Origin of the sequence: Saliphagus sp. GCM10025334 (assembly GCF_042663485.1) — an archaeon.
GTDB lineage: Archaea > Halobacteriota > Halobacteria > Halobacteriales > Natrialbaceae > Natronosalvus.
In genome coordinates this window covers 519,724-539,991 of the sequence record NZ_JBHTAF010000001.1, presented here as the reverse complement: position 1 = coordinate 539,991, position 20,268 = coordinate 519,724, and the positions used below count along the sequence as shown (strand labels likewise).

The window sequence follows — 20,268 nt, the reverse complement described above, 5'->3', positions numbered from 1 at the left end:
TTTGTGTGCTGTACGCTGTGCGCTGTGAGCCATGTGCTGTGCGCTGTGCACTATGCGCGGTGCTCAGCTGAGGCCACTCGAGAAACGACTTTTCAGCACGACAAACATATTGCGGAGGTACTCTCGATGACTGGAGTCCGTCCGATGTCTCGTCTACAAGTTGCGAATAGGTCGGTTCGACTGCGTCATCGTTCGCCCTACGTTCGTGCCGTTGACGAGCATCGGTTTTCGATACGTACGCAGCTATCGTCGATTACACCGTTTTCTGACGACAGTAACGACGGTTTCGAATTCGTAATCGAGGTTACTGGCACACTCGAGATTTGCAATCGAAGTTACCAACGTGTTCGGTTTAGATAACAAAGTGGGGTGTTCTCGAGAGGGTGTGTTGGCGGGCTACCCGCCGGATGAAATAAATGCCAAGCAAGAAGCGTTTCATAGTGACTCTCGTCGCGCTACTCGTGGCGACCGGCATGATCTTTGCCGGGAGCGCGATAGCGCTAGGGGCGACATCGGGATCGAATGCATCGAACTGTGAACAGGCGGAGGTAACGATCGTCAACGGGGCACAGGATAGCTTTCAAGAAGCCGACGGCGACGAGAATTACCAGGAGCAGGTCGCCACGGTAGACGGCGAGTTGTTGCAGAGTCAACTCGCGACCGGCGACGACAACTGCCAGGAGGCGACCCAGGTGCTCTACTACCAGCAGAGCCAGGAGCAGTGGGCGTTGTTCGGTGACGACAACGAGCAGGTAGCGGACCAGGGGATCCTCGTTTTCTACACGCAGAATCAGTCCGCCGAGGGTGACGACAACGACCAGGCGGCCGAACAGCACGGAGACATCCAGCAGGATCAGATCCAGTACGTCATCCTGGGTGTCGACAACGACCAGCTGAGCGCCCAGGAAGCGGCGCAGGTGCTCGTCCAGTCGCAGTCCGTCGAGGGTGACGACAACGACCAGAGTGCCGAGCAAAACGACAACAACATCAGCCAGTTCCAGATCCAGCTTTCGATCGCTGGAAACGACAACGCGCAAGACGCGAGTCAGACTGGCGTGCAGGTGCTCGAGCAATCCCAGACGGCCGAGGGTAACGACACTAACCAGAACGCCGAACAGAACGACAACGACATCGGCCAACAGTCGGTTCAACTGGTAATCTTCGGCAACGACAACGAGCAAAACACCGCGCAGGCTGCCGAGCAAATCTTCAGTCAGGAGCAGACTGCTGAGGGTGACGACAACGAACAATCCGCCGAGCAAAACGACAACGACATCGACCAGCAGTCGGTCCAGCTCGTGCTCTTCGGTGACAACAACGACCAGAACGCTAGCCAGAGTGCGAGCCAGTCGTTGAGCCAGGAACAGACCGCCGAGGGTGACGGCAACGAGCAAACGGCCGAGCAAAACGACAACGACATCGACCAACGGTCGGTTCAGCTCGTCCTCTACGGCGACGACAACGAACAATCGTCCGAGCAGGACGGTGAGCAGCACAGTAGCCAAGAGCAGACGGCTGAGGGCGACGATAACGAGCAGGAAGCCGAGAGCGAACAGGACATCGATCAGGACGCCGAGCAGGAAGCGAGCGGCTACGAGAACGAACAAGCGTCCGAGCAGGAAGCCGAGCAGGAGGTCGAGCAGGAACAGGAAGTCGAGGACGGTGACGACAACGAGCAGGAAGCCGAGGCTGAGCAGGAATCAGACCAGGAGACTGACCAGCAGACAAACGGCGACTACAACGATCAGGAAGCTGAACAGGAGGCCGAACAAGAAGCTGAGCAAGAGCAAGAAGTCGAGGACGGCGACGACAACGAGCAAGAAGCCGAAAGCGAGCAAGAATCTGAACAAGAAGTCGACCAGGAGTCCGACGGCGTCAAGAACGACCAGGAGGCCGAACAGGAGGCTGAACAGGAGACCGAACAGGAACAGGAAGTCGAGAACGGTGACGACAACGACCAAGAAGCCGAAAGCGAACAGGAATCCGAGCAGGAAACTGAACAGGATGCTGACGGTGTCCTGAACGACCAGGAAGCCGAACAGGAGACTGAACAAGAAGCTGAGCAAGAGCAAGAAGTCGAGGACGGTGACGACAACGACCAGGAAGCCGAAAGCGAACAGGAGACCGAACAAGAGGTCGACCAGGATGCCGACGGCGCCCTGAACGACCAGGAAGCCGAACAGGAATCCGAACAGGAGGTCGAACAGGAGCAGGAAATCGAGAACGGTGACGACAACGAACAGGAAGCCGAATCTGAGCAGGAGACAGAGCAGGAGATCGAGCAGGACGCCAACGGTATCGACAACGATCAGGAAGCCGAGCAGGAATCCGAACAGGAGGTCGAGCAAGAACAAGAAGTCGAAGACGGCAACGACAACGAGCAAGAAGCCGAGGCTGAGCAAGAAACCGAACAGGAAACCGAACAGGACGCTGACGGCGCACTGAACGACCAAGAGTCCGAACAGGAAGTCGAACAGGAAGCCGAACAGGAGCAGCAAGTCGAAGACGGTGACGACAACGAGCAGGAGGCCGAAAGCGAACAAGAGGCCGACCAAGAAGTCGAACAAGACTCTGACGGTCTCGCTAACGAACAGGAGGCTGAACAGGAAGCCGAGCAGGAGGCCGAACAGGAACAGGAAGTCGAGAACGGTAACGACAACGAGCAGGAAGCTGAAAGCGAACAGGAATCTGAGCAAGAAGTCGAACAGGACGCCGACGGCGCCCTGAACGACCAGGAAGCCGAACAGGAAGCCGAGCAGGAGGCCGAACAGGAACAGGAAGTCGAGAACGGTAACGACAACGACCAGGAGGCCGAAAGCGAGCAAGAGACCGAGCAGGAGGTCGACCAGGACGCTAGTGGTGTCGCCAACGACCAGGAGGCTGAGCAGGAAGCCGAGCAGGAGGCCGAACAGGAACAGGAAGTCGAGAACGGCAACGACAACGAGCAGGAGGCCGAGCAGGAGAGCGACGTCGAACAAGAAGCCGATCAGGAGGCGACCGGAACCTCAAACGACCAGAACGTCGAGCAGGACGCCGAAACCGACCAGAACCAGGAGCAGACCGTCGAAAACGGCGACGACAACGAGCAGACTGCCGAACAGGACGCCGAGGTAGAACAAAACGCCGACCAGGAGGCCGCTGGCGACGGTAACGACCAGTCCATCGAACAGGACGCGGACGTGAACCAGGACCAGGAACAGACCGTCGAGAACGGCGACGGCAACGAGCAGAACGCCGAACAAGATGCCACGATCGAACAGAACGCCGAACAGGACTCGGACGGCGGTGACACGGTAACCCAGACCGACGAGACCGAAGTCGACCAGACGCAAACTCAGCACGCGTCCGGCGACGACAACACGCAGTCCCAGTCCCAGTCGACCACGATCACGACCAGCCAGAGCGCCGCGTAATCGCCTTCGGCTGGTGTTTTTTGAGCTGTGTAACCCGAACTCGAGTACGCACACGTAGAAACGCGATTTCGTCGAGCGTCTCGAGCGAGTTGAACGAGAATTGACTCGCAGTAACTCGAGTTATTCGAACCGGTTGGTCCAGCAGATTCGTCCGGATACTCCGTTACGGAGACATCCAGGACTCATCATCGACGAAATTTGTGGCAAAATAGTGAGAATGGACACGGACTTCGATTCGTTCACTGGCCGCGTTTAGTGCCGATTCCTCGTTGATCCGGTCCGTCGTTCGTCACCTACGTGTGGCCGGCCTTCTTTTGCTTCTTGTAATCCGGCATACACTCGCTCTCGTCTTCGTTTTTGTGTTCGTCCTCGTTTTCGCCCTCGTCGTCGGTTTCGTCCTCGTCATCACCGTCGTTACTTTCGTCCTCATCGCTTTCGTCTCCGTCGCTCGTGCTCGTGTGTTCTTCCTGTGTGCTAATCTGTACGCTCTCCTGGATTACGTAGATCGCGCTCTCGTTCGCCTCGACGACGATATCGATGTCCTGGTCGTTCAGCTGGGAGCTCTCCTGTATCACGTCAGCCGTCGCACCCGGACCTGCCGCAGCGGCCATCGCCTCTTGCTCGCTGCGCTGGACGTTGATCTGGGCGACGACGACCGCCGCCTCCGACGCGGTGACGTTCACCGAGGCGAACTGCGTCGCGCGCTGGTCGTTCTCCTGGTGGACGACCGCCGATGCGTTCTCGCCAGCCGCCGCCGCGTAGCCACTCTGGTCGTTCTCCTGGACGTTCAACTGGACGACGAGGACGGCTGCCCGTTCGGCGTCGACCGTGACCGTCGCGTTCTGATTCGTCGTCTGGCTGTTCTCTTGATAGACCTCTGCGCGACTATCGGGTCCGGTCGCCGTCGACTCGCCGTCCTGTTCGGTCCGATCGTGGGTGACCTGCTCCACCGTCACGACCGTCCCGTGATCGGTCGTGATCGTCGCTTCGCCGTCGTCGACCGCCAGCGTTTCGCCGTTCGCAGTCGACGCCGTCACGTCGTTCGTGAAGTCCGCGAGCGTCGCCTCGTCGGCGTCGTCCGATGACTCCAGCAACGTTCCCCAGACGAGTTCGGCGTCCTCGTCTTCCAGGGCGTGCACTCGTGTGGTCTCTTCTCCGTCGATGGCACTCGATTCGATGACGACCGCCTCGAGTTCGTCGGTGTCGAACTCGGCGAGTGCCTCCTCGATCGACATCGTGCCGTCTTCGGTCACGACCGTGGCCGAGTCGGTGCCGTTCCCGGCGTTCGCGTGTGACTGATCGGGTTGGTACGCCGTCGCCTCGAGTGGCGTCTGGGTCGCTTCCGTGACGGTACCTGTCGCTGCCAGCGATGCGCCTGCTGGGACTGCCATGCCGATCACGACGATGACAACCGCGAGTAGTGTGATCGGGACGGGAGTGTGTTTTTGCATGATAATACCGATTCTGACGACGGTAACGGCGTGTTTTAATAATGACTTCCCAACCATTCGTAGGATCGTCCAACGGGCCTGCTGGGGCCGATCCGGGAGAACGGCAGTGGGATGAGCGGCCGGTAGCAGGCGAATATCGAACACTCACCGCGAACACCGCTCGAGAGAGGAGGTCATTACCGAGGTGTACGGGCTGAATAACGGCCGGCACACCTGGCCACGGACCCGCGAAATTCGAAATCGCGGAGTTAAAAGGGGGTTACGGACCGGCTATCGGAATCGTCGCTCGAGAATGCGTCTGTGTGATGTACCGCTGATTCTGCGATCCTCGATTGCGGAAACATAATGTGGCCTTTCGATGAACTATTTCGGTATCTCCCGGTGGTCGACTCGATCCCGATACGTCTCGACACCCTCGCGTCTGGCGTACGTGAATCGCTATTGATGTGTGGCCGATGGGACTATTCCGGCGGTGAAATGGCACGTATCGACGACACACACGTACGATGACGAGTAACCGCGGCCGGAAACTCCAACATGTGACGGTTTACGGACGATATAACTCTAATTGTCAACCCATAACGAGGTTCTCCCTTTAAGAGAGCAGTGGTCGATGGAGTCGAGTGAATGCTGTACGTATGAACGGGAATAGTCAACTGCTCGAGGACCTCTCGGAAGACATTCGAGAGATGACGAGGAATCTCCGGCGACGATACGTCCTGTATTGCCTGTCAGAGCGAGACGGTCCGGTGGACCTTTTCGACCTCGTCGAACGCGTCGCGAGTTGGGAATCCGGGTGCGAACCCGATCAACTCGACAGACGAACCGTCAAATCGGTCTATAGCTCGCTCTATCAGTCCCACCTCCCGTTGCTCGAAGAGCGAGACCTCGTCTCGTTCGATCGGCAACGAAAGATCGTCTCGCCGACGGACCGGACGAAACGCGTCACGATCGAATTTCGGACGGATCCGTCCCCACTCGACTGGCAGTCGGCGGCCACGATCGTCGGGATCTCAGTCGCAGCCGCGTCGGTAAGTCTCTGGGGAGACCTGCTCTTCCCGACCGCGATCAGTGGGCTCGTGGGAATCACCCTGCTCGCGGTCGTGGTCGTCTCGAGTTTCGCCGCGTATCGATCCGCTCGGCGATCGACGACGTCGATTGCGCCGGATTTCACGCTCACCTTCGACGACACGCGTCGGTAGTCGAGCTGTACTCGTCCTCCTGTTCGAGAGCGGTGAAAATTGTACAGTGACCTCGACTCGAGTTCCGGTGTGCCCGTCGGTGACCTCTCAAATACCGAGCCTCGAGACGAAGCAGCAGACCGTCGATTCATCGAGCGCGAACGAGCGAGACTCCTGCTGGCGGTCGATGACGGTAGTCTCGAGACCGTGTCCTCATCGAGGCTCCGGTAACGGGGGTGGCGAGAACACCGCGAACGGCTCCTCGCTTCGTTCAAAAATCGTCCACACTCGCGTCCGTTTCCTCGTCTGGGTCGTAGTTGGGTATCGAGGAGGTCAACTCGAACTCGTCGGCATCCTCGACCAGGACGTTCTCCGTTGCTGCTCCGTCTACTCGTTGCTCCACCAGTCTGCTGTGGATGACCTGTAGTTCCTCGACGGATAGGTCCAGTTCTGGATCCAGAAACTCGAGGAGCACCCGGTCGAGGTCGCCCTGTGCACCGTCGACACCCCCCACCAGTTTCTCCCCGGCCGCCACAATCCGCTCACGTTGTGACTCGGACATCAATTCCGGGCTGGGAACCGGAACCGACGACACTTCGTACGTGAGCAACTGAAGTGCTCCTCCGCCCTCGTGACGGCCCCACAGTTCGAGCAGCACCTTGTACACCGTCGAGTGGAGAATAGCCGGGAGTACGTCGTCGTACTCGGCGATATCGACGCACTGGATCGCATTCGTCGGCGCATATCCACCGGCGTTATCGACCGTGAACACCCGTTCGTTGTAGAACACCGGATGTAAGACGTCCGGGACGAGCAGGTTTCCCAGGTTGAACCAGGGCGTACGTTGAGACACGGTTCGTCCATCAGGGACTCCCTGCTCTTCTCCGTACTCGAGGTAGCTGACCGTCGACTCGTACCCGTCGGCGCGTAACTCGTTCGTTACTGCTTCTGCCAGGTCGGTCGTCGAACCCAATCCGTCCTGACGTGCCTCGACAGTATCGACGTATGCTCCGAAATCGAGAAGGTACTGATCCGTATCCGCCACGCGATACGACTCCAGCGCTCGAATCGATCGAATCGCTGGCTGCAGGAATCGCTCGTCGATCCCCCACTGCGTGACGTCCTGCTCGTCGAGCAAGAAAAAGTCGTTATTTCCCGTCTTGTTGCCGAACGCCACGTCTGCATACGTATCCAGCCGCCGCATCTTGTCACTGTGGACGAGCGAAATGAACGAGCTCGGGCCGTACAGGTAGTGGCCGAGCTTTCGTCCACCCTGTCTCTCCAGGCGGTTCTGGGAGAGACTGACGACTCGATACGCATCGCTCGTCTCGATTCCAAACACCTTCCCGTCGGGGACCGACCGTCGAGCGTCAACAATCGACGAGAGTTCCGCAGGCGACAGTCGCTCTTTCACCCGGATGAAGTCCGTGACCGTCTCCCGACGCTCCGTTTCGTCGGTACATCGTTCGGCGAACAACACCACCGTATCGACGAGAGGGGTGAACGCCCTGTCGGAAAACCCGACGATAGCGTGGACTTTCACCTGATCGTACAGGAACTCCTGGAAGGACTCACCGTATTTCGTCGTCAGCCACTTCGTGGGGACGATGAATCCAAGACGCCCCCCGTCTCGGAGGAACTGCAACGCGTGTGAGACGAAGTAGACGTACGCGTCGGACCTGGTCGAAAGTTTGTTCCGCCCGTTCGCGTATCGACTCGAGTTCTCCGCGCCGTACTTCTCCAGGTGAGAACGGAAGTGGTCCCTGTCGGGACACAGGTTCTCCTGGCGGATGTAGGGCGGGTTAGCGACTACTGCGTCGTATTTATTCGTCTCGTCTCTCACTCCCCCTCCCCGCGATAGCCGACTGTCCCTGGGAGACACAGTGAAGAAGGAATCGTTGACCGTGTGCAACCGACTGGTTCGCTCCTGGACGGTTCGTGACGCGAGATTGAGCGCCGTGAGGTGAACCGGGAATCGGTTGACGTCGATTGCGGTGATGTTGTCGAGGATCTCCTGGTGTGTTGCGGTTGGCGATAGCTCCTGCATTCGGTGGTACGCTTTTACCGGGAACGTACCGCTTCCGGACGCCGGATCGAGGACTCGAGGGACGCCAGCTCCCTGCTCCTGGGGTTGCAGCGCCCAGGTACAGATCGCTTCGGCGATATCTGGATGGGTGTAAAACTGGCCGAGTGACGTTCGATCGCGTTCTGTGATCAGGTCCTCGTACAGTTCTCCCAATAGGTCCTCGTCGACGGTAGAGAGAGTCTTTACGTCGATGCGAACGAGCAGTGCACGAACGGCCGACCGCGTTTTCGAATTGTGTGGGTACGCGGTGAACAACGACGGATCGTCGTCGAACGGGAGTTCGAAGTCAATTTCCGCCCGAATCGCTTCGGCCTGCTGCCCGATTCGGGGTGGACTATCGGCCGCCGAGGCGCCTTCGACGAGGGACTCGAGCGGACATCCGCTCGTCTCTCCTGGTTCGGACCGCTGTTCTCGAACGACTTCGGCGAACAGGACGTAACTGGCGACCAGGTACGCGTACTGTTTGGCGGCGAGGGAGAACCGTTCGGACTCTTCGAGTGAGGCGTAGTCGTTCTCCCGAACCCACTCGTCGAACGTCTCGACGAAATCGGGGTCGATATCGTACGTTTCTCGAGCGAGGGTTCGAAACGTCGGCCAGATCGCGTCGTGAAACGAGTGAAGTGGACCGACGATTCGGTCGCGCGCGCTTTGTTCGGGAAGTTCACCGTGGATCGTGAGGAACTGAACCGCGTAGAGAATCGTCGAGAGCCGGTCGTTTGCCGACGGACCGTCGAAGTCGACGTCACGGAAATCGAGGTAGTAGTAGGGAATCTCCGAAATTCCACACTGATCGGTGTCGTGAAACAGGAAGAAGTCACGGGAGTTGCACGTCGCGAAGTGCTCGACGTCGGCCGCATCTGCGGTGTCTCGAGCCTGCGTCATTACGTCGGTGTCGAGGGGATAGACGCAATCGCGCTCGACTGCGATGACCAGGCTCTCGGTGACTTCAGATTCGACGACGATGTTCCCCAGTCCCCGCTCGCCTGCCTCCTCGATGCGAACGGAATCGAACGGCGTTCGTTCCCGGTGGACACAGTCACGCAATCGAGTACAGAGAATACGGTGTAACTCCGATTCGGATGGAGTACCCGGCATACTCTGGACTCAGAGGGAGACGTATTGATTCTGTTGATCAACGGGTTACTCGAGTACGGCTCGGCGAACGAAGACGACACTGGCGAGTGCTCGAGAACGTCCGATGGTCCGTGATGTGAGACTCGGGTTCGTCCCGCTCGTGGTTGGCACCGCTATCGGATCACAGTGGCCTTCCGGTGGGTTTCCGGGCGGGGATACGACGACCTGCGGACTAGGAAACCCAGAGAGCCGAGGAGGTGCGCGACGAGAGGGACCCTCCGTAACCGCTGGCGTTCTATCGGTTCCTGGATTGGTGTTTCCACTCCCGATTCGACTCCCACGGTCCGGATTTAGGTCAGTAATTGTCACGGAGATACTCATACCCAAACGCTTGGGAGTATCCGTTTTGAACATAGTCTACTAATACGATTACAGTGAACAGCACCCGTTGTCCGAACTGTGACGAGGTGAATCGGAGCGCACTACTCGGAGACGGAGGATTGGTTACCATCGAACGCGCCCACTGTGGCCACGAGTGGACCACTCCAAATTGAGCGAGAACGGTATCACTTTTGGCCTGGACTCCCACCGTCGCTCTCGGCGTCTCCGACGGCTCGTCCCTGTGGATCGTCGTGGGCAAGCACCGTTATCCGTCTCCAGCCGCTACAGTCGAGTATGTCCCCCTCCGCTGAACCCCCCGACCAATCGAGGCCTCGAAAGTCGATGCTCATCTGTTTCGCGTGCGGTCACGAAAGCCCCCTCGAAGCGAACTGGATCCGCCGAGTGCACGACGATACCACCGACATCGAGTGCCCGGCGTGTGGAACGACGATCACCTCTCGTCCGTCCAGCGCCGATCCGGTCCCGGAGAGCGAGGGTGGCCTTTGCTACCGTCCAGGCGACTGAGTCGTCGACGTGCCGTTTTCAGACGGCTGTTTGGTGTCGGCCAGAACCGTTCGTCGAGTGGTCGGGCTCGCTCGTGCCAGTTCACTCTATCGTGATGATCCTCGGACCATCTCACCGACACCCACGTCCCCCTATCCGACTGGATTAGACTAACTCGGCGCAATAGTGTGGTGAATTACCGGTCCTCGGCAACTCGACCGTTCATCTCACGTCGCCGTTTTCCGGCCTGCACACCACGTGCAGAGATGGATGGGTACTCGACAGGGCGTCACGATGAGGTCTCGTTCGTCGTTGATGGGGCCTCTTCTAGATACCACCCTCCTACGGCTTCCTCAAAGAAGACCATGCGTATGTGGTGAGTGTTGAGGAGCGTGAGGGCGTCGTTGTGCCCGCCGAATGTGAGTGGCCTGCTGACATACACCGTGAGCAGGACTGCAAGCACAAAATTTGTGTCGCCATCGTTGGCGGACCGACCGTTCTCAACGCGGCGATCACCTACGAGAATCCCGCGCCGACAAGTGACGCTCGAGAATCTGTAACCAATGAGGCGGACGTGGTGGCGGACGGCGGCGTTCTCGACGATGGCAAGGCCGACGATCTCGAGGAGTGCCCGGAGTGTGCGGTCCTGTCCGATCTTCCGTGCTGGCCCTGCTACCAGGACGCGAAAGTGAACCAAGAGGACTGACGCCCATGAATCTGATTCAGTTGGCCCTCCTGTTAGTGGTCGTCAACGTGGCCGTTGCGACAGCCGTCTACCTGAAACAGGCTAACTCCGAGCACCCTGACCGCGATCCGTTTACGTGGTTCCTCCTCGTGCTCGTGTTCGGTCTACTCGGGTACTTGCTCTACGTTGCCCTCGCGCCCCCAGGTGGCCCGCTGTCCCATCCGATCACGGACGAAGACATAGAGGAGTGGAAGGCGCTCAAAGAGGCAGATCAGGAGAGCCAGCGTTAGTTCACCTGATCGGAACACCGTCTTTGCTGAACTCCTAACGATGACCGGCTGGATTCCATAATGATCAGTACGGGCGACACAGACATCGCACCGAGTTAGGTCACAATCCTGGATCGGTATTCCTATCGAAATGAATAGCGCCACTACGTGCGATGTAAATATTCACGCCAAATGGTGGCTTAATATCGTCTATAACCCACTCATACGCCGCTGATTCGCCCGTTTTGAGTTGGACAGTAAGATCATAGATTCCTTCCACTGCCGTCAATCCCGACTGTGTAAGTAACGATTCGGAATCGAGATTGTACGTTCTTTCAAAAATGGTTTCGTTCTCTTTGCGGTGGGTCACGGTTACGGTGACTTCGTGACTCGTCTCGTCAAAGTTCACCAACCGAAATCCCTGTACTTCACGACCGCCTGTCCCGTTTCCATACGTTTCCGGAGCCGGCTCTGATTTCCTATGCTTGGTATCGATGCGCTGTACGGAGTTATCTGAGACAAAATAGAACTTCGGTTTCGGGCCGAGATGACCAACGGCTTCACTTCCGTCTCGATCGATTGTTTGGCTGCCACGACAGATAGTGATGAGATAATATCCACCATCAGCCTCTACGTCTGCTGCGGCGGGGCACCCAATGCTAATCTTTGTCGTGTTCGCCGAAAGCATATCATTGTGCATCCAGACTTCCTCATATTCCGTGACGAACCTGGTAGCGGTACCTTTCGTAACCGGATCTGGCTTCTCTGGAAAATCCTTCTCTTTGAGACCGTTTTGACCCTCTCCACTGCCCAGATCTCCCAAACACCCGCCACCAGACACAAGAACCGTTGCCCCAACATAACCGAGCAGTGTTCGACGATCCATATGTAATGATAGTTTAGAATTAGTTATAACATTAACTGAAAACCGATTAATACGCACATAGAGTGAGCAATGTGCTCCCTGGATAACCTCTGTTGTACCGACGTTCATATCGTCGGGTTGAATACTACGAGGCTCAACGGATACACGAGCGTCTCACGTCGTAATCCCTCGTGGTGTGGCGTTCTCGAGTACGACCAGGTGTTGACTTGTTATGCAGGGGAGAACCGACCGCTCCCATGCCTAGGGAGAGGAATACCAGATCGGTCGGTCCTTCTCGAGGAAACACGATCACTTCAGAAAACCCAGGTGCGTCGTCGGGGTAGTGAGGCTAAACCACGAACACACTGCCGGCAATCGGTGCCGTACGACGGAGCGAACACGCCGCTAAACGGTCGGATAGTAATTTAAAGAAGTCACGCCGTATTGCGATTACCGAACGCGCGTAGCGCGTATGGACTCGCCGGGAACGAATATTCCGTTCGAGTCGTAGGGTTTTGGTGATTTTCTGGATCATGGTTTGGATTAGTTCGGTAGCTCCTGACGACGAACCGTCATCTTCTCTCGCTCGGTCTCGCGTCGTAGTGCTGGTAGAGAACGTCGAGCGAGACGTGCGAAACCCGCGGCCGCCATCACTCGCCTCAGAACAGCGAAAATTCCGTGTGCTGGTTTAGTGCAGAATTCCGAGTCAGCCGCTAACAATACGACTAACGGGACACTTCGAAACGTGACAACAATGTGATGGACTCGCCGGGATTTGAACCCGGGGCCTCTTCCTTGCGAAGGAAGCGATCTGCCACTGATCTACGAGCCCTCGAGGAGTTCTATCCGCGGTTCGTACTTGTAGCTTGTGTTTCGGGGTGGGTGCGTCAGCCAATCTCGCACACCTCAGTCCTGGCCGTGGCTCTCACGCCGTCGCTCGAGTTCGCTCGGCGGCCCTCGAGACCTCGAGAACGCCCAGGCGACCGGCCACGAGCCCCACCAGAAAGCCGGTGAAGTGGGCGACCAGCGCGACGCCCGGCGCGCCGGTGGCGACCGTGATAACGGCCGAGAGGACGACGAACGCCAGTAGCGTCGCCCAGAGCGGAACCTCGACGCGGGCGGCCACGCTGTCGGAGACGCGATTGCCGGCGATCAGGTAGCCCATGAGCGCGAAGACGGCGCCGCTGGCCCCGAGGACGCCTGCCGTCGAGCCACCGATGAACGAGGCGACTGCCCCCGTCACGAGAATCTGTGAGACGCCGGCGATCGCACCGGTCACCACGAAGAACGTGTGAAAGCGAAGCCGGGTCGTAGCACGAGCGATCGGCCAGCCGAAGACGATCAGCCCGATGCTGTTCGAGACGAGGTGACCCACGCCGCCGTGGGCGTAGACGCTCGTGATAATCGTCCACGGATTGGTCTCGAGCGGCGGTGCGAGGACGAAGAGGCCAGCCATCAGACCGAGGCTGAACATCGCTGCGATCCCCTGCAGGACGAACACGATCGCGAACAGACCGAGCGTCTCGAGGATCGGGCTCGCGGAGTCAGACGCCATATCGGCTGTTCGTCGATCGGACACAAAAGTATGTACCGCGAATGTGCGGCGGGGTTGCGTAACGACTCGAGTTCGCTTCGAGTTTCGAGCCGTGGGCTCTCAGTATACAGTGTACAGTGTGCAGTGTGCAGCTTACAGTGCAGTCGCTCGAGTGACGAAAACGAGTGAAAACGAATCTTGTGACTCGAGACTCGAATCTCGAGAAACCGCCTCAGTCCTCGAGGACGATCTCGATCGAGACGTCGTTCGGCACCTGGATGCGCATGAGCTGTCGGAGTGCGCGTTCGTCGGCGTCCAGATCGATCAGGCGCTTGTGGACGCGCATCTCCCAGTGCTCCCACGTAGCGGTGCCTTCGCCGTCAGGCGACTTTCGCGTTGGCACCTCGAGCGTCTTCGTTGGCAGCGGGATCGGCCCGCTGAGGTTGACGCCGGTGTTGTTCGCAATCTCGCGGACGTCTGCACAGATGTTGTCCAGATCGTTCGGGTTGGTGCCCGCGAGTCGAACGCGTGCTTGCTGCATTTATTTCTCGTTGACGCTCAGGACCTTGCCGGCGGCGATGGTCTGACCCATGTCGCGGATGGCGAAGCTCCCGAGTTCGGGGATCTCGCTTGCCGGCTCGATGCTGAGGGGCTTCTGCGGTCGGATCGTGACGACCGCGGCGTCGCCCGACTGGATGAAGTCGGGGTTCTCCTCGCTGACCTCGCCGCTCGAGGGGTCCATCTTCTTGTCGATGGACTCGATCGTACAGGCGACCTGGCTGGTGTGTGCGTGGAAGACCGGGGTGTAACCCGCGGTGATCACGCTGGGGTGCTGCATGACGATGATCTGCGCCTGGAAGGTTTCGGCGACCGTCGGCGGGTCGTCGGCAGGGCCACAGACGTCACCGCGGCGGATGTCGTCCTTGCCGATGCCGCGGACGTTGAATCCGACGTTGTCACCGGGTCCGGCCTGGGGCACTTCCTCGTGGTGCATCTCGATCGTCTTCACTTCGCCGCCCACGTCGCTGGGCTGGAAGGAGACGTTGTCGCCGACGTTCATCGTCCCGGTCTCGAGGCGTCCGACGGGGACGGTCCCGATACCGGAGATGGTGTAAACGTCCTGGATGGGGAGGCGCAGCGGTGCGTCCGACGCCTCGTCGGCCTCGGGCAGGTCGTTGAGGGACTCGAGGAGGGTACGGCCGTCGTACCAGGGGGTGTTGTCGGAGGACTCGGCGATGTTGTCGCCCTCGAATGCCGAGATCGGGATGAATGAGTCGTCCGAGACCTGGAACTGGACCTGGTTGAGGAGCTTGTTGACCTCGTCGACGACTTCCTTGTAGGAGTCTTCGGAGTAGTCGACGACGTCCATCTTGTTGATGCCGATGATGAGCTCGTTGATACCGAGCGTGCGGGCCAGGAAGACGTGCTCCTGGGTCTGGGGCGCGACACCGTCGTCGGCGGCGACGACGAGGACGGCGTTGTCGGCCTGGGAGGCGCCCGTGATCATGTTCTTGACGAAGTCACGGTGACCAGGACAGTCGACGATGGTGAAGTAGTACTTGTCCGTGTCGAACTCCTGGTGGGCGATGTCGATGGTGACACCACGCTCTCGCTCCTCGGCGAGATTGTCCATGACGTAGGCGAACTCGAAGCCGCCCTTGCCCTTCTCTTCGGCTTCCTGTCGGTGCTGCTCGATGACGTGCTCGGGTACGCTTCCCGTCTCGAACAGGAGGCGTCCGACCAGCGTACTCTTTCCGTGGTCGACGTGGCCGATGATGGCCAGGTTCTGGTGCGGTTTGTCGCTCATTGTTGTAGCTCACGCGCAAAGGCGCTTATATCGGTCTCTTTTGGCCGATGCGGTTAAAACCATTTCGAAAGCGTATTCGTGACACCCCGCCGCTTGCTTGCGGTTTGTGAGTAGTGCGCACGCCCTGACGGTGTTCGTTGCTGATCGGACGGTCGCTCACTCGAGTCCCACGCTACTGTGACGAACCACGGAGCGACGGCACACGTACTCTGAGGTGTTCTCGCCCCCTCAGAGTCACCCCGCCTTCTCTCAGAGTCTCCCCACGTCCGAGAGCACCGCCGTCGCCGTCTCCGGTCCGCCTGCGCCGCGGCCGCTCGAGTAGAGGTCGCCCGCGTGGCGCGTCTGAATCTGAACGATGTTTCGCGTGCCGGAGACGGCCATCGCACCGTTTTCGGGGACGAGTCGCGGGCCGACGCGCACCCCCTCACGGGTCGCCTCTCCGACCAGGCGGATCGTTCGGCCGTCCTCGGCCGCGAGTTCGAGCGCGCTCGGCGGAACGTCCTGGATGCCGGTCAGGTCGGCGTCTTCGAGGGAGAACCCGCCGTCGGCGAGGACGTTCGCCAGGATGACGCACTTGAGCGTGGCGTCGGTGCCGTCGACGTCGAACGTCGGGTCAGCCTCCGCCACGCCCAGGTCCTGAGCCTCCGCGAGGACGTGCTCGTACTCGAGGCCCTCCGTGGCCATTCGCGTCAGGATGAAGTTCGCCGTGCCGTTGAGCACGCCGCGAACGGCGGTGACGGCCTGGGGCGTGCAGTCCTCGATGGTCGAGAGCACTGGAATCGCGCCGCCGACGGCGGCCTCGAACCGGACCGACCCAGCGCTCTTTCGCTCGAGCGCGCGAACGTCCTCGTAGCGCTCGGCGACGGGGCCCTTGTTCGCGAGGACGACGTGTCTGTCGTCGGCCAGCGCTCGCTCGACGTGGGAGAAGCCGGGTTCGGCCTCACCGAGGGTCGTTGGGGTCGCCTCGACCAGGACGTCGTAGTCGGTCTCGAAGACCTGATCTGGGTCGCTCGAGCCGAGGGGTTCGTCGCTCGCCGCTCGCTCGAGTGCCGACTCGACGTCGAGTTCCTCGTCGTCGGCGACGGCGGCCTGACTCGAGTTCGCCAGGGCGACGACCTCGTGGCCGTACTCGCCGGCGAGTTCCGCGACCGAACCGCCGACAGCCCCGGCGCCGAGAATCGCGAGGCGCATCAGATCTCACCTCCCGACAGCGGCTCGATCAGGCTGAGCCCCTTCTCGTCGGCGAGTGAACGGAGGGCCTCCAGGACGGTCTCGCGTCGACCCGTGTCCACCGCGAGGCGAAGTCGCGCGCTCGAGACCGCGTCGGTTCCGTCGGGAGCGTTCAACGAGAGGTCGAGGACGCCGGCGTGAGCGTCGCCTTCGATCCGCGAGAGCGAATCCGAGAGGTCGGTCTCGACGAGGTGGCCGACGAGTACCACGGTCAGTTCCTCGCCGTAGCGCTCGGGACCGGCCTGGATGACGTTGATGCCGGCCTCGCGTAGCCCGTCGACGACGTCGTCGAACCGGGCCGGGACGCACTCGAGGTCGACCTCGACGGGGATGTGACCTCGCGGGGTGATGTTTCCGCGCTCGTGGTGGATGCTCAGGAGGTTGCCACCGTTTTCGCTGATCGGTGCCAGCGCCCGGAGGAGTTCGCCTGGTTCGTCGACCAGCTCGAGGCGGACGGTGTAGGCCTGCCGGCCGCCGTCGGTTTCTGGTGAGTCACCTTCGCCGTCGGCCCCAGCGTCGTCGTCGGCCGCAGTCGCTGTTGTCGACGACCCGGAAGCGTACTCGTCACTCATCGACGATCCCTCCCGACGGTCGTCCACGCGTCGTCATGGCTCCATCTGCGTAACGGGCATAAAAAAGCGTATAGGCGCCGCCAAAACTGACCGGCGGTGTCAGCAGGTGCCACGGTCAGGCTTCAAAAGTGGTCTTTCCCTGGGTTCGAGGACCCCCAGTCGCCGCGTCCGCCTTCGGTTCGGTCGATGCCCATAATCGACTCGGCCTGGTCGGGTCCACCGAGACTCTCGCGCGGGTCGGGAACCCGGACGGTGATGTCGGTGATCTCGGGCCAGGTCAACAACTCGGCCTCGATGTTGCTGGTCGTGATGTCGGCGACCTCACAGCCGGTACAGCCACCGCCGAGCTCGATGATCACCTCGCCGGTCTCCGGATCGGCCTCGCGGACGGCGCTCGTCCCGCCGTGCATTTTGATGATCGGCATCTCGCGGGTGAGCCACTGCTCGACGCGCACTTTCAGTGGCTCGTCGTCGGCGTCGGTCATTGGGCGTTCTAGGAAGCCGACCGCCGAAAGGGTTTGGTTTACCGGCGACGACGCCAGGCCTCGAGCGCGAGCGTCCCGCCGACGACGCTCGCTGCGCCCGCGGCGGTGAATCCGGGGATCGAATCGGACTCCTCAGCCCCGGCGTCTGCGTCGGCCGTCTCGTCGTCATCGGCGTCGCTTCCGTTCTCGTCGTCGCCCCTGTCGCTTTCGTTTTCGTTTTCGTCGTTGCCTGTGTCGGTTTCGTTTCCGTCGGCATCTTCACTGGGCTCGCCCGTGTCGTCCTCGAAAGACGGCGGATCGGCCTGTTCGCCGGCCTCGCTCGCGAAGACGTACAGCGCGCCCTCGGTTTCGGCGTTGGGGAGGATCGACGTACTGCTGGCGACGAACGTCTCCGTCGGTTCGAGCACCCGCGCCGTCCAGAAGGCGGCAACGGACGGGTCCCGCCAGGCAGCGATCTCCTCGGGGTCCTCGAGCGTCGAGAGGTCGTGGAGCTTTACGCCGCCCCGGTACCACGAAGAGTAGAGGTGGCCATCGTGAAGTTCGAAGTTGTGCGAGGTGGTCCACTGGCCGGCCTCGTAGGCGCCGTTCGGGGTCTCCGGCGCGTCGATGGTCGCTGCGTGGACGGGGTTCTCGAGGTCGCTGACGTCGTAGAGGTCGATGCCGCCGTGTCGGTCGGCCTCGGGTGCGTCGGTCACCCAGGCCTCCCGGCCCACCGCGAGGATCGACCCGGTATCGTCGAGCGCACCGTAGTGGTCGTTGCCGGGGAGTCCGGTGTAGTAGTCCATCATCTCGGCGTCGCTGATCTCGAGTTGCTCCTCGAGCGACGTGTCCGACACGTGCGAAACGTACGTTGGCTCGCTCGGATCGCTCACGTCGACGAGGTAGGTGCCGGCGTTCCAGAAGGGGAGGACGGCGATACCGTCGTGGACAGTTACGTCGTGAAGGTACCAGAGGAAGTGGTTGGTGACGTCGTTCCACCGCGGCTCGTGATCGAGCAGCGACCACTCGCCGAGGCGTTGGGGGCCGTCCCCGCTCAGGTCGTAGATCTCGACCGCGTTCGGCCGCCGATTCTGCCCTACCTCGTTGCGGGGGAGGTAGAGACGATCACCGTCGAGAAAGCAGTTGTGGAGGTGATACCCTGTCTCGACGGGCTCGCCGATCAGCGTCGGGTTCGCGGGATCGCTCACGTCGTACTGGAAGAACCCGTGGAAGACATTGGGTCCGCCGGGATTTGCCGGCCCGGGGACGATCAACCGGTCGCCGCTGACCTCGACGTCGAGAATTTCGGTGAACGAGCGGTCCTCGTTCTGGACGTCATCGAGGAGTCCTCGTCTGTCGGCTAGCACCTGCGGATCGGTCGGGTCACTCACGTCGACGGTAGCGAAGCCGTCGACCGTCGCGAGGTAGGCCGTCTCCCGGTCGTCACCGACGACGACCTCGCAGGCCCCGTCGACGGGGACCGATCCCAGGGGTTCGTAGGGTTCCTGTGCCGCCGAGGCGATGGCGGATCCGCTCGAGGCGCCAAGACCGAGGCTGAGACCGATGCCGACGCCACAGGCGCCAGCGACCGTTCTGAGGAGGGCTCGTCGTTGCATAATCTCAACATGAACCTCGAGTATAAAAACGTTGTTCGATGCCGCCGGCGCCGCTACCCGCGCATTCGACGACGATCACCGGTTCCCTCGGTCATCGCGCTCGCTAACGCCCCTTCGAGGACGACGTCGTCACCGTGATCGGTGACGGTGATCTCGGGGACGTTCGACATCACCATCTCGGGGACCCGTTCACGAATTGGGTCGACCACGAGGTCCTCGTTGTGCAAGACGACGGCACCGCCGAGGGAGACGACCAGGGGTGCGTAGGAGTGAACGATGTTCGCGAGACCGATCACGTTCCAGTGGGCGACCTGCTCGATCGTGTGGTCGGCGAGTTGGTCCTCACCGGCCAGATCGAAGACGTCCTTGGCCGTGAAGTCGGGGTCCTCGAGGGGCAGGCTGGTGTCGATCGAGGGATCATCCTCGGCCAGCAGGCGGGCGTACTCGGGGATGTTGTTTCCCGAACAGTACCCCTCCCAGTGGCCCTCCTTGCCACAGCCACAGGTCAACCGGCCGCGGGGGTCGACGACGCAGTGGCCGACCTCGCCCGCGTTGCCGTCCCAGCCGGAGATAATCCGCCCGTCACAGCACACTCCAGCGCCGATCCCCGAGGAGATCGTGACGTACACCATGTCGTCGGGGTTTCGGTCGGAGTGGAATCGCTCGCCGATGACGCCCGCGTTGGTGTCGTTGTGGAGGTAGACCTCCTCGGAGTCGACGAGCACCGAAATCGGGCCCGTCAACGGAATTCGATCGACCGTGTCCGGAAAGTTCGCGGGGTCGATCACCGCCCCCTCGGCGAGGTCGAACGGGCCAATCGAGCCGATGCCGACGGCCTCGACTCGAGCCGGTTCGACCCCGGCGTCCGCGCAGGCTTCCCGAAGCGTCGCGAGAACTTTTTCGGTCACGTCGATCCCGGTCGGGCCTCGAGGCGTCCCATTCTTGCTCGAGCCGACGGTTCGACCCTCGCCGTCGCCGACGATCGCTCGAACGTTGGTCGCGCCGAGGTCGACACCCGCGTAGTAGACCATTCCTATCCGTGCAACCGACGCCCCCACACTTAACTACACACATCCTTACTCGAGAGCGAGTACACCACCCAATGCACGTGTCAACACGCGTCTCGAGAGGAACGG

The 20,268-nt window shown here is 60.6% G+C and carries 16 protein-coding genes and 1 tRNA gene; 5 read left to right on the top strand and 12 right to left on the bottom strand.

Features of this window, described 5'->3' with window-relative positions; genetic code table 11:
- Nucleotides 1-440: 440 nt before the first annotated feature.
- Entirely contained in the window at nucleotides 441-3,413 is a 2,973-nt protein-coding gene (locus ACFQO4_RS02375) for a hypothetical protein (RefSeq protein WP_500259403.1), read from the top strand.
- A 293-nt stretch (nucleotides 3,414-3,706) separates the two neighbouring features.
- Here the strand turns inward: ACFQO4_RS02375 and ACFQO4_RS02370 are convergent, their stop codons facing one another.
- A complete protein-coding gene (locus ACFQO4_RS02370; protein WP_500259402.1) occupies nucleotides 3,707-4,864 on the bottom strand; it encodes a hypothetical protein in 1,158 nt (385 codons plus the stop codon).
- 638 nt (nucleotides 4,865-5,502) lie between these two features.
- On the opposite strand from ACFQO4_RS02370, the gene ACFQO4_RS02365 reads away from it, so the two are divergent.
- Nucleotides 5,503-6,066: a DUF7344 domain-containing protein gene (locus tag ACFQO4_RS02365; RefSeq protein WP_500259401.1), complete on the top strand. Its 564-nt coding sequence runs from the start codon at nucleotides 5,503-5,505 to the stop codon at nucleotides 6,064-6,066.
- A gap of 250 nt (nucleotides 6,067-6,316) precedes the next feature.
- On the opposite strand, the gene ACFQO4_RS02360 is transcribed toward ACFQO4_RS02365, so the two are convergent.
- On the bottom strand, nucleotides 6,317-9,226 hold the full coding sequence (locus ACFQO4_RS02360; protein WP_500259400.1) for an Eco57I restriction-modification methylase domain-containing protein: 2,910 nt from the start codon (nucleotides 9,224-9,226) through the stop codon (nucleotides 6,317-6,319).
- A 654-nt stretch (nucleotides 9,227-9,880) separates the two neighbouring features.
- Here ACFQO4_RS02360 and ACFQO4_RS02355 point away from each other — a divergent pair.
- The 3 genes from ACFQO4_RS02355 (at nucleotide 9,881) to ACFQO4_RS02345 (ending at nucleotide 11,065) form a co-directional block, all read left to right on the top strand.
- A complete protein-coding gene (locus ACFQO4_RS02355; protein ID WP_500259399.1) occupies nucleotides 9,881-10,111 on the top strand; it encodes a DUF8106 domain-containing protein in 231 nt (76 codons plus the stop codon).
- Nucleotides 10,112-10,466: 355 nt separating this feature from the next.
- The gene (locus ACFQO4_RS02350) at nucleotides 10,467-10,796 is read left to right on the top strand and encodes a hypothetical protein (protein ID WP_500259398.1); all 330 of its coding nucleotides are present in this window, start codon (nucleotides 10,467-10,469) and stop codon (nucleotides 10,794-10,796) included.
- Nucleotides 10,797-10,801: 5 nt separating this feature from the next.
- Entirely contained in the window at nucleotides 10,802-11,065 is a 264-nt protein-coding gene (locus ACFQO4_RS02345) for a hypothetical protein (RefSeq protein ID WP_500259397.1), read from the top strand.
- Between the two features lie 100 nt (nucleotides 11,066-11,165).
- Here ACFQO4_RS02345 and ACFQO4_RS02340 read toward each other — a convergent pair whose 3' ends face one another.
- The 10 genes from ACFQO4_RS02340 to ACFQO4_RS02295 all read right to left on the bottom strand — a co-directional run bounded on the left by ACFQO4_RS02340 (nucleotide 11,166) and on the right by ACFQO4_RS02295 (nucleotide 20,163).
- A complete protein-coding gene (locus ACFQO4_RS02340) occupies nucleotides 11,166-11,930 on the bottom strand; it encodes an Ig-like domain-containing protein (protein WP_500259396.1) in 765 nt (254 codons plus the stop codon).
- A 739-nt stretch (nucleotides 11,931-12,669) separates the two neighbouring features.
- A tRNA-Ala gene (locus ACFQO4_RS02335) sits at nucleotides 12,670-12,741 on the bottom strand.
- A gap of 93 nt (nucleotides 12,742-12,834) precedes the next feature.
- Complete coding sequence (locus ACFQO4_RS02330; protein WP_500259395.1) at nucleotides 12,835-13,464, bottom strand: rhomboid family intramembrane serine protease; 630 nt, start codon at nucleotides 13,462-13,464, stop codon at nucleotides 12,835-12,837.
- A gap of 211 nt (nucleotides 13,465-13,675) precedes the next feature.
- On the bottom strand, nucleotides 13,676-13,984 hold the full coding sequence (rpsJ, locus tag ACFQO4_RS02325; protein WP_253434333.1) for a 30S ribosomal protein S10: 309 nt from the start codon (nucleotides 13,982-13,984) through the stop codon (nucleotides 13,676-13,678).
- The gene (gene tuf, locus ACFQO4_RS02320) at nucleotides 13,985-15,250 is read right to left on the bottom strand and encodes a translation elongation factor EF-1 subunit alpha (RefSeq protein WP_500259394.1); all 1,266 of its coding nucleotides are present in this window, start codon (nucleotides 15,248-15,250) and stop codon (nucleotides 13,985-13,987) included.
- Nucleotides 15,251-15,499: 249 nt separating this feature from the next.
- Nucleotides 15,500-16,441 carry a homoserine dehydrogenase gene (locus ACFQO4_RS02315; protein WP_500259393.1) on the bottom strand — a complete coding sequence of 314 codons (942 nt, stop codon included), beginning with the start codon at nucleotides 16,439-16,441 and terminating at the stop codon, nucleotides 15,500-15,502.
- Nucleotides 16,441-17,052, bottom strand: coding sequence for an amino acid-binding protein (locus ACFQO4_RS02310; RefSeq protein ID WP_500259392.1), 612 nt, complete (start codon nucleotides 17,050-17,052; stop codon nucleotides 16,441-16,443). Before ACFQO4_RS02310 ends, ACFQO4_RS02315 begins: the two co-directional genes overlap by 1 nt.
- A gap of 122 nt (nucleotides 17,053-17,174) precedes the next feature.
- Entirely contained in the window at nucleotides 17,175-17,537 is a 363-nt protein-coding gene (locus ACFQO4_RS02305; protein ID WP_500259391.1) for a NifU family protein, read from the bottom strand.
- 38 nt (nucleotides 17,538-17,575) lie between these two features.
- On the bottom strand, nucleotides 17,576-19,132 hold the full coding sequence (locus ACFQO4_RS02300) for an LVIVD repeat-containing protein (RefSeq protein WP_500259390.1): 1,557 nt from the start codon (nucleotides 19,130-19,132) through the stop codon (nucleotides 17,576-17,578).
- A gap of 53 nt (nucleotides 19,133-19,185) precedes the next feature.
- Nucleotides 19,186-20,163, bottom strand: a complete 978-nt coding sequence (locus ACFQO4_RS02295) for an ROK family protein (RefSeq protein WP_500259389.1) — start codon at nucleotides 20,161-20,163, stop codon at nucleotides 19,186-19,188.
- Nucleotides 20,164-20,268 lie beyond the last annotated feature (105 nt).